This is a genomic window from Leclercia barmai, assembly GCF_049312895.1.
Taxonomy (GTDB): Bacteria; Pseudomonadota; Gammaproteobacteria; order Enterobacterales; family Enterobacteriaceae; genus Enterobacter; species Enterobacter barmai.
Window position 1 is genome coordinate 1254387 of sequence record NZ_JBMNWZ010000001.1, and the last position, 12059, is coordinate 1266445.

The window sequence follows — 12059 nt, forward strand, 5'->3', positions numbered from 1 at the left end:
ACCTGTAAGACACAGGTGGCGCAGAGGGTTATTTCAGACTGGTTTTGAAGAACTGCTCAAACTGACCGAACGGGATCTTACCGGCAGCGTTGTCGTATAAGTCGACGTGGTTGGCACCCGGGACAATCACCAGCGCTTTCTGTTTGCTGCCGACGGCCTTATAGGCGTCTTCAGCGAAGTAGCGTGAGTGGGCTTTTTCACCGGTAACGATAAGCGTCGGAATAGCGATTTCGCTGGCGTAGCTCAGCAGCGGCATATTCATGAACGACAGCGGCATGGTCGCGGTCCAGGCGCCGGTAGAGTTCACTGAACGTTCGTGGAAGCCGCGCGGCATCCGGTAGTAATCGAAGAACTCTTTCAGGACCGGGTGCGGATCGGCAGGTAACGCCTCTGGCAAAATACGGTCAGCCGCGCTCGCTTTGCCGTTCTCGACATAAATATCATGCCCGGCATGGGCAAAGGTGCCGCTCTCGGCGTCCTTCCAGCGCTGTTCGTTCAGGTACTGCAATACGGCATGGCGATCGGCAGCAGAGTAACGGTCTTTGCCATCACCCACGCCGTGGCCCATCGCCCGGCTCATGTCGTACATCACGCTGGTGGCGACCGCCTTCACGCGGGTGTCCATGGCCGCCGCGTTCAGCGCCATTCCGCCCCAGCCGCAGATGCCAATAATGCCGATCCGGTTGCGATCCACCTCTTTCTGTAATCCCAGGAAATCCACTGCCGCGCTGAAGTCTTCGGTGTTGATATCCGGGGAGGCGACATTGCGCGGCTGGCCGCCACTTTCCCCGGTGTATGAGGGGTCGAAGGCCAGGGTCACAAAGCCTTTCTCCGCCAGGGTCTGCGCATACAGGCCGCTGGACTGCTCCTTCACCGCGCCAAACGGTCCGCTCACGGCAATCGCGGCCAGCTTGCGGTTGCCCCGGTCTTTCGGCAGATAGAGATCGCCCACCAGGGTGATGCCGTAGCGGGTCTGGAATGTCACCTTGCGGTGATCCACCTTCTTGCTTTCGGCAAAGGTCTTGTCCCATGTCGTTACCATCGACACAGGAGCGTTCGGATTGGTTGTTTCTGCATAACTCATCGTCGTTACTCCACTTAAAGATGCACATAGCAGCATTGCAGGCAAGGCCGCCGTCAGTTTGTGTGTGAACGTTTTCATAAGAGGTACCGGGCTGTGTTGGGGTGAGGCCAGTATAGTTAGCAGAAATAGTGCTGATTAGAGGGTGAAAACTGCTAGGATTCATACCAAATTGTTCTGAATTGAGGGCGCGATGGCCAAACGGGAAAATTACAACGAGCTGTACCTGTTTATGCAGGTGGTGCGGGAGGGGAGCTTTACCGCTGCAGCCCAACGGCTTGGTCTGGCCCAGTCCGGGATCAGCCGTTCCGTACGCGAGCTGGAAGAGCGGCTCGGCGTGCAGCTGCTGGTGCGTACCACGCGCAGGCTGTCGCTGACGCAGGCAGGGGAGCAGCTCTATCAGGCGACGGAATCCGCTTTTGACGCGCTGGACAGCGGGCTTGCCACATTGGCGCACTATCGCGAGACCCCCTCCGGCAGGGTACGCATCAATGCCAGCCAGCATGCCATCGATAAATGTCTGTTGCCGAAGCTGGCGGTATTCAAACAGCGCTACCCGGATATCCGGCTGGAACTGATGAATGAGAGCCGTTTCGTTGACATCATCGCCGAGCGATTCGATGCCGGTGTCCGGCTGGGACCGGAAGTCGGGCCCGGCATGGTCGCCACGCGTATCACTCCTGACATGGAGATGGCGGTGGTGGGCACGCCCGACCATCTTCGCCGCTACGGATTCCCCCAGACGCCCGCAGATTTAGCCGCTCATCCCTGCATTGCCTATCAGTTTGCTGACGGCAGCCTTTATCATTGGGAACTGATTCAGGAAGAGAAAAGCATCAGGCATAGCCCTGAGGGGCAGTGGGCGCTCTCCGACAGCTATATGGAGGCCGAGGCCGCCCGCCTGGGTCTGGGGCTGGCTTACGTTCCGGTCGAGCTGGTGGAGAATGATTTACAGCGCGGGACACTGATCCGGGTGTTGCAGCGTTACAGCCTGCGTATGGACGGGTTGTTCCTCTATTATCCCCATCGCAACGTGTCACCTGCTCTGAGAGCGGTAATCGATACACTGAAAATTTGAGGGTGAATTTTGTAGGCCGGGCAAGCGCAGCGCCCCCGGCAAGCCCTTTCTGGAAGACGCCTCGCAAACCACAAAGTAACCCTGTGTAAATCAGGGTTAACGCTTTTCTTCGCAGTTTCAGGGTCGTAAAGTCAATGCGTTGCGGCACCTGATAGCCCAACTCATCGTGGGAGAAAAGTTCACCTCTTGTGTGCCTGATTGCTGGCGGAGTTTGTGAAAGAACCCTATATCACTGCGCATTGAGTGCGGGTGTAATCATTCAGGGGCTCATTGGCCCCTTTGCTTTTTTTAAAGAAAGAGGGGGAGTGGATACAACCCAATAACCAGGCAGCACTCTATTTCCTCGCGTCACTAAATTGCATTACGCGACAATTTGTCGCATAATTTTAATCGTAATGCGTCAAACTGGCGTAACGATTGAAACCATCCCAATACCTTACTGGCGCGGGTGACTAAATGATGAGGTTTAAAATGGCAACAAGCATTCGACTGGATGATGATTTCGTTGAAGAAGTGAAAATTCACGCAGAAGCGATGAGCCGTAGTGTACCCAAGCAGATTGAGCACTGGGCTAAGATTGGGCGTATTGCTGAGGATAATCCAGATCTGCCGTTTTCCTTTATTAGCGAAATTCTGCTGGCGAAATCAGAAATGGATAACGGGAGAATGAAGAAATATGTGCGCAGAAAAGACAGATCGGGAAATTGAGGTCTACCAGTCAAGTCGCTTTGAAAAAGTCTTTAAACGCCTGACCAAAGAGGAGCAGGATAGCGTTGATGTAGAGATTGAACACATCATTGAAAACCCGGAAATAGGCGAAAAGAAGAAGGGGGATCTCAGTTATCTGTGGGTGCATAAGTTTTACATGGGGAAACAGCAATACCTGCTCGGTTATACCTGGCTTGAACATAAGCTGGTGATCTACCTCCTGAGTTTGGGCACTCATGAGAATTACTATGATGAGCAAAAGCGGCACCGCAAAGCCGACCTGAAACTACTTGGTTAAGATCAGCGAGCACATTCAGAGCGGTAAAACAGTTAGTTACCCCATGATTCCCTCACCAATGAGGGAACCGTTTATCATTTTGGCATCATTCCGAAACCAGCCACATATCCGCTTCTTCAAACATCTCTTCCAGCATGCGGTTCAGCTTTTCCCGATCGCTTTTACTGGCATCGCTGTTCAGGCCGTTTGCCTGCATCGGCTTAACCTTCACTTCGGCTTCCGGAAAGATGCGGTGCACGCGCTTAGTTAATTCTTCGAGGATGATTTCCCGGGCACCTGCGAGTCCCGCAACGTTTCTTTTGTCGTAAACCAGTTCAACGAACATAACAGATCCCTATAAATACTGTTTTAATGTACAGCATTTTCACCGCAGCAATAAAATCTGTCAAGGCAATCGGCTGCCTCTGTCAGCGCCCGCATTTTCAAAGCATTTTCACTGTGTCGTTTAACCACTCGGGAAGATGTTCCTGATACCAGTTGAGATAAAGGGGAAATGCACGCTTTTGCCGCGCATCCAACAACACAATCACCTCGGTGACAATCCACGCTTTGGCAATGGCTATTTCCCGCGCCAGGTCATGGACATTATGCTGACCGGACAGCTGGCAGTAGCGTTCAGCGAGATCGATAAACCTTTGCTTCGTACCCATCCCCTTTATAAGCGGGGCGAGGTCGATACCAGGGCTCCCTTGTCCGAATCTCTCCCAGTCAAAAAGAACCCATTCACCGTTCTCTCTTCTTCCCCAGTTGCCAGCGTTGCTGTCACCCGAAACCAGTCCCTGGCCGCTAAACAGCACATCGCTGCACTGCTGAAATCGCCGTAGCTGCTGCGCGCATTTTTCAGGTATGGCCAGGAGCAGGAGCGATTTTTGCAGCGCTGATGCTGACCACTGGTGAGTGTGGTAGCGCCAGGCACTATTTACCGGGTAACGATGCAGACGTCCCAGCATACGGATAGCGTTATCACTTGCGACAGACGACTGTTCAACCGGGTGAGGAATATACTCCAGGGTTAACTTGCGCAGGTTGGCATCAGAGGACCAGAGCGTTGGCGTCGCGATGCCTGCCTGATTAAGCTCCGTCGCGGCGGAGTGATAAAAAGCGTATTCCACGTCGCCAACCGGGCACTTCTCAATAACGGTATGGCCGTCGTCATTGACCTTTTTCGCCACGCTGGCGATGCCCATCTGGGATAAATCGCTGGCAGACATGCATTATCTCTTCAAAATTCGCAGGTGTGTTGGTCTGGTTTATGAGTGTAATGCAAACGTAGAATTGCGCTACGGCGTAAAACTGCCGCCCGCGTTGCAGGCGGCATTCACTGTCAGAACAGAACTGAGTAGTTCAGGCCGAAGGTACGGCCGCGGCCTTTGTAGGTATAGAGGTTCTCAGCACCGTAGGTTGGGCTGTACAGACCCGGTGCGCGCTGGCCCCATGCGGTGGTGTAGTCTTCATCCAGCAGGTTTTCTACGCTGAAGCTCAGCTTGCCCACCGGCAGCAGGTAACTGCCGATGAAGTCAGCGGTGTTGTAGCCCTCAATCTTCTTGCCGGCTTCATCAGAGAGATCGAACGTCTGGGTACTTTGCAGACGCAACGTCCAGTCGCCCGGCGCCCAGGTAACCCATGCGCTCATTTTGGACGGGCTGGCGCTGTCGACCGTCAGCTTCTCCCATTTCCCATCGACGCGGGTTTCCGATTTGATGACGTTGAAGTTTGTCCCGGTGCTCCACTCGCTGTCGGTGAAGAAATAATCGATCTGGCCTTCAACACCGTAGATACGACGTTCGTCATCTTCGACATTGATAGTCATGTCGCTTTTATTGATGTTGATGGTCTTGTCGGAAAGGGAATAGTACCCGGCGATCTGCGTGCGCAGATTATCCCCGGTGTAGCGCCAGCCCAGCTCGTATGCATCAACTTTAATCCCGTCGAGTTTTGAGTCGTTCACGTTAACGCTGTTGACCAGACGATAATGGCCATTCACCAGCTGGTAGGTGCCGGAACCGTAGTATTTCGCCAGATCCGGGATCTCAAAGCCCTGGGAGAAGTTAAACCACAGCTGCTGGCGTTCGGTCAGATGCCCCAGAATGCCGGCGTTAAACAGCACGTTGTTGTAGTCAGTTTTCCCGCCCGGAACCGCGTCTGCGGAGGTGGCTCTGCCCGTGGCAATCGCCTGCTGTTGCGCGTAGCCAACAAAGTCATCCACCTTGTTTTCGGTGTACTGATAGCGCACGCCGCCGCTCAGGGTGATGGCGGAGAAGTCGTAACTGCTCTGCAGGAATGGCGCGAGGTTGGTGATGCTGTAGCCCGGATAGCGGCCCACGTTATAGGCGTTGTCCAGCTTCATGCCGCCGCTGGCAGCCGCCTTGTTGAGGTCGAAGAATTGCTGGTTGGCGTCGAAAGTTTCATGCTCCGCATCCATACCCCATGTCAGGGTCAGATTATCCAGCGGTTTGCTGTTAAGGGTGAGCTTGCCGCCGTAGAAATCGGTTTTTTGCTGAGACGCCCCAATGCTGGTGACCCGGCCGCCGGAAAGCGTAGGGAAGGGATAGTAGGTCAGGCTTTCATCGCGATAGTAAATCTGCGCGAGCAGATCCTGGCCCCAGAAGTCGGTGTTGGAATATTGCAGGTTGATCAGGTGGCGTTCGGTGCCCGGAATACGATCGGAGTCGAGATTATTTTTGTTGTACGCGTTGCCATCGCCCGTCACCGCTGAGAAGTTCTCGCCCAGATAGAGGCCGTGCTTGCCGTCGGATTGACTTTTGTAATACTGGGTGGTGAGCTGCAGCTGCTGGTGATCGTCAATATTCAGCGTGCCGGTGCCCATCACGTCCAGACGGTCGGAGTATTGCAGGCCGGTCTGGGTGTTATCGATGATCACCTCGTCGCCGTTGCCGTCATACCAGCCGCCAAAGCGCTGATACGCCACTGACAGACGACCGGAGGCGTTGTCGTTACCACCGCTGACAGCCGCAGCTACGTTCTCATCATTATCGTTATGGCTGTTGAAGCCGGTTTTCATGCCGGTCTGGAACTCGACTTCCGTCTCCGGCTGGCCTTTTTTGGTGACGATATTGATTAAGCCGCCGGTACTGCCGCCGCCGTAAAGGGAGGTTGCCCCCGAGATAACTTCAATGCGGGAGATATTAAAAGGATCGATAGAATCCAGCTGGCGGCTGTCGCTGCGCGAGGAGTTCAAACGCACGCCGTCGACCATCACCATCATAGAACGACCACGCATATTCATGCCGTAGTTAGTGCGCCCCTGGCTGCTGACATCCATGCCGGGGATCAGCTGCGCCAGCACCTCTTTGATCTCTTTCCCACCCTGAACCTGCTGTTCAATTTCAGCCTGTTCAATGACCCAGGTGGTTTGTGCCATGTCGGTGATGCTGTGATTCGTACGGCTGGCGGCGACCACCAGCGTGTCATCTTTTTGTACTTCAGCAGAGGCATTGGCGGCTAATGTCATAAATAAACAAGAGCTTAGCGCGCGATAACTGTGCGATTTCATTATTGTGATCATCCTGATTTTTTAAAGTGCCGGTGGCCTTGACGCCCCGTAACGCAAGAACATCACCTTCAGAGGTGATAGTGATTATCAAGATGATATGAATAATCATTACAATGTAAACAGGTTGTGTTAAAAAATGTTTCTATAAAGGCATGATATTAATGTGGTTTTTAGTGGGGGCTCATCACTGCGGTCACAAATAAAACGCGCCGTGCTGAATAAAACCGCGATGGGTAAAAACTCCCAAAGAATCATGATTCAGGTGTCTGCCCCCTATACTGACAACTGCACTGATCGCTTATACAGGAGACGAAGCGCGGTTAACGACCGGATAAAACCTCATCCCTTACTGGCAGGAGAACACTATGCAAAAGCCTAACACCTTTAAAACGCTGCTGGCCGCATCGGCAGTAGCCGCACTGTTCTGCACCGTCGGCGTACAGGCGCAGACGACGAGCGCCGCGCAGTCCAGCGCCGCAAAACCAAGCGCCTCCGGCGAGAAGCTCAGCGCCAGCGATGAAAAAGCGTTAAAAGATATGGCGCAGGCCAATATCAATGAAGTCGCCGCCGGGAAGCTCGCCCTGAGCAAGGCCGAGAGCAGCGACGTCAAAGCCTTCGCCCAGAAGATGGTTGATGACCATGGTAGCGCCCTGACCAAAGTTCAGGCGGTTGCCGAGAAAAAAGGCGTAACGCTGCCGACCGAACCGGATGCCAAACATAAGGCGATGGCCGATAAGCTGCAAAAAGCGAGCGGTGCCGAATTTGACAAAATGTATATGGAAAACGCCGGCACTAAAGATCACGAGATGGTGCTGTCTAAGCTGAAAAGTGATGCTAAAAACATCAAGGATGCGGACGTGATGGCGCTGGCCGACGCGCATACCCCGGTGGTTGAGCAGCACCTCAAGTCAGCCGAGCAGATGACCATGCATTCAGACAAGAAAGAGAACAAGTAATCCGGTTGTCCGGCGGGCGCTGGAAAGCCAGCGCCCTTCAGGGCACCACTACAGTGCACCATCCTCGTTCCCCCTCACCAAAACGGTGAAAACCCACCGCTGAAAAATCCCAATGTACTGACAAACCTCATAAAAATTTTCTGGCACACCCCTTGCAAAGCTAAACCTGAAAGGGCAGTGCACCACACAATCTGAAAATAGCTGGCTAGGGTTCCGGTCCACGCAGGTGGATGACTGGTCCAAGAGCTGGCGACCTCTGAGAGGTTACACGGCGGGACAAAAGCCCGGGAGACAGCAGCACCCACGGTGTCGCGCTGCCCCCTAATTTTGTGCCACTCAGAGGTCAAGCATGAAGAAAACGCCATTACTCCGCTCACTTGTACTGTCTCTGGCGATGCTGGTCAGTCTCCCCACCTTTGCCGCCGTCAAAAAAGAGTTCAACGTCTGCTGGACCATCTACGCCGGGTGGATGCCCTGGGGCACTATCAGCACCAGTAAAATCATCGATAAATGGGCCGACAAGTACGGTATCAAAATCAACGTTGTACAGCTCAACGACTACATCGAATCGATCAACCAGTACACCGCAGGCCAGTTTGACGGCTGCACCATGACCAACATGGACGCGCTGACCATTCCGGCGGCGGGCGGGGTGGACACCACGGCGCTGATCCTCGGCAGTTACTCCGAAGGCAACGACGGCGTGGTGATGAAAGGCGAGGGCAAAACCCTCACCGACCTGAAAGGGATGAAGATCTACCTGCCGGAGCTCTCGGTTTCTCACTATCTGCTGGTGCGCGGGCTGGAGAAGGCCGGACTGGCGGAGAAAGACGTCACCGTGGTGAACACCTCCGACGCGGATATCGTCTCCGCTTTCGGCACCGACAGCGTTAAGGCCGCCGTGGCCTGGAACCCGCAGCTGTCGGTGATTAAAGCCACGCCGAAAACCACCGAAGTGTTCAGCTCCTCGCAGGTGCCGGGCGAGCTCATCGACATGATGGTGGTCAACAGCGAAACCCTGAAGAACAACCCGGCGCTCGGCAAAGCCCTTACCGGGGCCTGGTACGAAATGATGGGCCTGATGAAAGCCCAGGACGCCAGCGCCCTGAACGCGATGGCGGCAGCGTCCGGCACCGATCTGGCGGGCTATCAGGCTCAGCTGAAAACCACTCATCTGTTCTACACCCCGCAGGACAACCTGGCGTTTGTCACGTCAGCGGAGCTTGCAAAAACCATGCAGCGCGTGGCGGCGTTCTCATTTGATAAAGGGCTGCTGGGCGAGGGGGCGCAGAGCGCCGATTTCATCGGCATGAGCTTCCCGGGCAAGGTTACTCAGGGTGATGCCGGCAACGTGAAGCTGCGCTTTGACGACAGCTTCGTGAAAATGGCCGCTGCGGGCCAGCTGTGATGAGTGACGGAGTCTCCATGCGACAGATTAATCGCCATCCCACCTCAGGTATGCGGCTGATGCTGGTAATGCTGCCGTTTGTCCTCCTGCTGGCCGCATACTTCTTTGGCTCGGCGGTGCGGCTGGACGCCAACCCGCATGACAAGCTGCTGCCCGGCCTGCAACAGATGCTGGATGCCCTCTCCCGGATGGCGTTCACCCCGGACAAACGCAGCGGCGAGTATCTGTTCTGGGTCGACACCCTGGTGAGCCTCGCCCGGCTGCTGGTGGGGCTGGCGATCGCCTCACTGATTGGCCTGTGCATCGGCATCACCTCCGGGGTGTTTCCGATGTGGCGCGCGTCGCTTTCGCCGCTGATGACGGTGCTGTCGATGATCCCGCCCCTGGCGATCCTGCCGGTGCTGTTTATCGTCTTCGGGCTGGATGAGCTGTCGAAGGTGATGCTGATTGTCATTGGCATCACGCCGATGCTGGCCCGGGATCTGGAGCATCGCGCCTGCGAAATCCCGCAGGAGATCCTGATTAAGGCCCAGACGCTGGGCGCCAACAGCTGGACGCTGGTGCTGCGGGTGGTTCTGCCGCAACTGCTGTCGCGCCTGCTCACCTCGCTGCGCCTGCTGCTGGGATCAGCGTGGTTATTCCTCATCTCGGCGGAGGCCATCTCTTCCACCGCCGGGCTCGGCTACCGCATTTTCCTCGTGCGCCGCTATATGGCGATGGACGTCATCATCCCGTATGTCCTGTGGATCACGCTGCTGGCCTGGCTGATGGATCTGGCCCTGCGCCAGCTGCACAAGCGCTGTTTCCCGTGGGCTGAAGGAGGCAAAGCATGAGTTTTATCACCATCGACAATATCTGGCAGGAGTACGGCGACCACGTGGTGCTGGAGCGCCTGAACCTGCAGATTAAAGAGGGCGAGTTCTGCTCGATGGTCGGCGCGTCCGGCTGCGGCAAATCGACCTTCCTGCGGCTGCTGCTCGGTCAGGAGCGTCCCAGCCGGGGCGTGATCACCCTCGACGGCAAACCGCTGGTCGCCGAGCCGGACAGCCGTCGGGGCGTGGTATTCCAGCGCTACTCCGTCTTTCCACACCTCAGCGTGCTGAATAACGTGGCCATCGGCCTCGAACTGCCGCAATCCCCGCTCCTGGGGCGTCTTTTTGGCGCCAAAAAACGCGCTGCCCGGGAGCAGGCGGCAGAGATGCTGGCAAAGGTCGGCCTCGGCCATGCCCTGGATAAATACCCGGCCCAGCTCTCGGGCGGGATGCAGCAGCGTCTGGCCATTGCCCAGGCCTTCATCATGCAGCCGCGCGTGCTGCTGCTGGACGAGCCGTTTGGCGCACTCGATCCGGGGATCCGCAAGGACATGCATGCGCTGCTGCTGCAACTGTGGGGCGAAACCCGCATGACGGTCTTTATGGTCACCCACGATCTCTCCGAAGGCTTCAACCTCGGCACCCGCCTGCTGGTGTTCGACAAAGTGCGCCTCGATCCCCAGGCCCCGAACGCTTACGGGGCGCGCATCACCTACGACATTCCGCTCAACGAGACGCGACTCTCGGCGATGAGCGGGAAGGTTTCCGACAACGTTTATGCATTAAGAGGGTAAACCTGTGAATACGACAACTTTACGCGACGAGATCCTGCCTGGCGGCGGCCATCTCTCCTTTGTGCTCAAGCGCGGACAGGCTCTGCGTATCACCGATATCGAAGGCGGAGCCAACGTCAGCCTGATGATGCTCAACGCCCATGAAAAGAGCGAGCGCCTGAACCTGCCGGACACCCTGAAAGGCCAGCACACCGCGCGCCTCACCGCCGGGCACTGCTTCTACTCCGATATGGGCCGCGTGCTGGCGGGCATCACCGCCGACACCTGCGGCTGGCACGACCCCTTTGGCGGGGTGCTCAATGCGACGGAAGCCATGGAGAAATACGGCCAGGGGCGCTATCAGGAGCTGCGCAACGGCTTCTTTCGTAACGGCACCGACAACCTGCTGGTGGAGATGGGCAAGTGGGATCTCAACCTTGAAGATCTGCTGATGGTGGTCAACTTCTTCAGCAAGGTCACGGTGGACGAGCAGGGCCAGTTCAGCTTCCACAGCGGCCACTCCCAGCCGGGCAGCTACGTGGAGCTGTTCGCCCCGATGGACACCCTGGTGGTGATGACCGCGCTGCAACACCCGATGGATCTTTCCAGAGAGTACGCCCCGCGCCCGGTGCAGCTGAGCTGGCGACAGGCGGACGAACAGGGGGCGATCAACGCCCTGCTGACGCGCCCGGAAAACGAACGTGCCATCACCAACACCCAACTTTTCGCCCTGTAAGGAGCCACACAATGACCGTAGCCAGCGAAAAACGTGCCCAGGACGCCAGCTTCCGCCATGTGATCCCGGCGGGAGAGCCCTACCTGTTCGAAGTGAAAAAAGGCCAGACCCTGCGTCTGCTGGATCTGGAAGGCAACCAGGCGGTAGACACCCTGTTTTACAATGCCGACAACCCACGGGAGCGCTACGACGCCCAGCGCACCCTGCGTCGCCAGAACAATGCGTATCTCACCAGCGGCAGCGTGCTTTACTCCAGCCTCGGCAACCCGCTGCTGACTATTGTGGCGGATACCTGCGGACGGCACGACACCCTCGGCGGCGCCTGCGCCCAGGAGAGCAACACCGTGCGTTACGCCCTCGATAAACGCCACATGCACAGCTGCCGGGATAACTTCCTCTGCGCCTGCCTGCACGATGGCCGCCTGCAAAAGCGCGACATCGGGGCCAATATCAACTTCTTTATGAACGTGCCGGTCACGCCAGAAGGCGGTCTGACCTTTGCCGACGGCATCTCCGCGCCGGGCAAATACGTCGAGCTGCGCGCAGAGTGTAACGTCATCGTGCTGATCTCCAACTGTCCGCAGCTGAACAACCCCTGCAACGGCTGGAACCCGACCCCTGCGGAGGTGCTGGTATGGAACTGACGCCGACACGCTGGCAGCGCCTGCGCCAGATGCTCTACCGCCTGTTTGAAG

Annotated in this window: 13 protein-coding genes and 1 riboswitch; of the genes, 9 read left to right on the plus strand and 4 right to left on the minus strand. The window is 56.5% G+C overall.

Features of this window, described 5'->3' with window-relative positions; translation table 11 throughout:
* Window positions 1-28: 28 nt before the first annotated feature.
* Window positions 29-1162 carry an alpha/beta hydrolase gene (locus ACOYA6_RS05930; RefSeq protein WP_138368877.1) on the minus strand — a complete coding sequence of 378 codons (1134 nt, stop codon included), beginning with the start codon at window positions 1160-1162 and terminating at the stop codon, window positions 29-31.
* Window positions 1163-1274: 112 nt separating this feature from the next.
* Between ACOYA6_RS05930 and ACOYA6_RS05935 the strand changes: the two genes are divergently transcribed.
* From ACOYA6_RS05935 to ACOYA6_RS05945, 3 genes are all read left to right on the plus strand, one after another.
* The gene (locus ACOYA6_RS05935; RefSeq protein ID WP_422654228.1) at window positions 1275-2159 is read left to right on the plus strand and encodes a LysR family transcriptional regulator; all 885 of its coding nucleotides are present in this window, start codon (window positions 1275-1277) and stop codon (window positions 2157-2159) included.
* Between the two features lie 471 nt (window positions 2160-2630).
* The gene (locus ACOYA6_RS05940) at window positions 2631-2867 is read left to right on the plus strand and encodes a ParD-like family protein (RefSeq protein ID WP_039029299.1); all 237 of its coding nucleotides are present in this window, start codon (window positions 2631-2633) and stop codon (window positions 2865-2867) included.
* Window positions 2836-3165 (plus strand): type II toxin-antitoxin system RelE/ParE family toxin, encoded by a 330-nt coding sequence (locus ACOYA6_RS05945; RefSeq protein ID WP_039029226.1) that lies wholly within the window; start codon window positions 2836-2838, stop codon window positions 3163-3165. Before ACOYA6_RS05940 ends, ACOYA6_RS05945 begins: the two co-directional genes overlap by 32 nt.
* Before the next feature lie 85 nt (window positions 3166-3250).
* Here ACOYA6_RS05945 and ACOYA6_RS05950 read toward each other — a convergent pair whose 3' ends face one another.
* From ACOYA6_RS05950 to ACOYA6_RS05960, 3 genes are all read right to left on the minus strand, one after another.
* On the minus strand, window positions 3251-3490 hold the full coding sequence (locus ACOYA6_RS05950; RefSeq protein ID WP_039029227.1) for a DinI family protein: 240 nt from the start codon (window positions 3488-3490) through the stop codon (window positions 3251-3253).
* 97 nt (window positions 3491-3587) lie between these two features.
* Window positions 3588-4376, minus strand: a complete 789-nt coding sequence (locus tag ACOYA6_RS05955; RefSeq protein WP_422654229.1) for a phosphotransferase family protein — start codon at window positions 4374-4376, stop codon at window positions 3588-3590.
* 113 nt (window positions 4377-4489) lie between these two features.
* Complete coding sequence (locus ACOYA6_RS05960; protein WP_138368880.1) at window positions 4490-6679, minus strand: TonB-dependent siderophore receptor; 2190 nt, start codon at window positions 6677-6679, stop codon at window positions 4490-4492.
* A gap of 365 nt (window positions 6680-7044) precedes the next feature.
* Here ACOYA6_RS05960 and ACOYA6_RS05965 point away from each other — a divergent pair, with 365 nt between their 5' ends.
* The 6 genes from ACOYA6_RS05965 to ACOYA6_RS05990 all read left to right on the plus strand — a co-directional run bounded on the left by ACOYA6_RS05965 (window position 7045) and on the right by ACOYA6_RS05990 (window position 12008).
* Complete coding sequence (locus ACOYA6_RS05965) at window positions 7045-7635, plus strand: DUF4142 domain-containing protein (protein WP_422654230.1); 591 nt, start codon at window positions 7045-7047, stop codon at window positions 7633-7635.
* A 194-nt stretch (window positions 7636-7829) separates the two neighbouring features.
* Window positions 7830-7928, plus strand: a riboswitch (guanidine-I (ykkC/yxkD leader).
* A gap of 56 nt (window positions 7929-7984) precedes the next feature.
* Complete coding sequence (locus ACOYA6_RS05970; protein WP_422654231.1) at window positions 7985-9043, plus strand: putative urea ABC transporter substrate-binding protein; 1059 nt, start codon at window positions 7985-7987, stop codon at window positions 9041-9043.
* Window positions 9044-9060: 17 nt separating this feature from the next.
* Complete coding sequence (locus ACOYA6_RS05975; protein WP_039029232.1) at window positions 9061-9876, plus strand: ABC transporter permease; 816 nt, start codon at window positions 9061-9063, stop codon at window positions 9874-9876.
* The gene (locus ACOYA6_RS05980) at window positions 9873-10649 is read left to right on the plus strand and encodes an ABC transporter ATP-binding protein (protein ID WP_039029233.1); all 777 of its coding nucleotides are present in this window, start codon (window positions 9873-9875) and stop codon (window positions 10647-10649) included. The genes ACOYA6_RS05975 and ACOYA6_RS05980 overlap by 4 nt, the downstream gene beginning before the upstream one ends.
* A 4-nt stretch (window positions 10650-10653) precedes the next feature.
* Window positions 10654-11364, plus strand: a complete 711-nt coding sequence (locus ACOYA6_RS05985; protein WP_422654232.1) for an urea amidolyase associated protein UAAP1 — start codon at window positions 10654-10656, stop codon at window positions 11362-11364.
* An 11-nt stretch (window positions 11365-11375) separates the two neighbouring features.
* Window positions 11376-12008, plus strand: coding sequence for an urea amidolyase associated protein UAAP2 (locus ACOYA6_RS05990; RefSeq protein WP_422654233.1), 633 nt, complete (start codon window positions 11376-11378; stop codon window positions 12006-12008).
* Window positions 12009-12059 lie beyond the last annotated feature (51 nt).

Coding starts and splice junctions, on each gene's coding strand:
- ACOYA6_RS05980 (WP_039029233.1), top strand. CDS start 9,873: ATGAGTTTTATCACCATCGACAATATCTGGCAGGAGTACGGCGACCAC.
- ACOYA6_RS05935 (WP_422654228.1), top strand. CDS start 1,275: ATGGCCAAACGGGAAAATTACAACGAGCTGTACCTGTTTATGCAGGTG.
- ACOYA6_RS05975 (WP_039029232.1), top strand. CDS start 9,061: ATGCGACAGATTAATCGCCATCCCACCTCAGGTATGCGGCTGATGCTG.
- ACOYA6_RS05990 (WP_422654233.1), top strand. CDS start 11,376: ATGACCGTAGCCAGCGAAAAACGTGCCCAGGACGCCAGCTTCCGCCAT.
- ACOYA6_RS05955 (WP_422654229.1), bottom strand. CDS start 4,376: ATGTCTGCCAGCGATTTATCCCAGATGGGCATCGCCAGCGTGGCGAAA.
- ACOYA6_RS05950 (WP_039029227.1), bottom strand. CDS start 3,490: ATGTTCGTTGAACTGGTTTACGACAAAAGAAACGTTGCGGGACTCGCA.
- ACOYA6_RS05960 (WP_138368880.1), bottom strand. CDS start 6,679: ATGAAATCGCACAGTTATCGCGCGCTAAGCTCTTGTTTATTTATGACA.
- ACOYA6_RS05945 (WP_039029226.1), top strand. CDS start 2,836: ATGTGCGCAGAAAAGACAGATCGGGAAATTGAGGTCTACCAGTCAAGT.
- ACOYA6_RS05930 (WP_138368877.1), bottom strand. CDS start 1,162: ATGAAAACGTTCACACACAAACTGACGGCGGCCTTGCCTGCAATGCTG.
- ACOYA6_RS05940 (WP_039029299.1), top strand. CDS start 2,631: ATGGCAACAAGCATTCGACTGGATGATGATTTCGTTGAAGAAGTGAAA.
- ACOYA6_RS05965 (WP_422654230.1), top strand. CDS start 7,045: ATGCAAAAGCCTAACACCTTTAAAACGCTGCTGGCCGCATCGGCAGTA.
- ACOYA6_RS05970 (WP_422654231.1), top strand. CDS start 7,985: ATGAAGAAAACGCCATTACTCCGCTCACTTGTACTGTCTCTGGCGATG.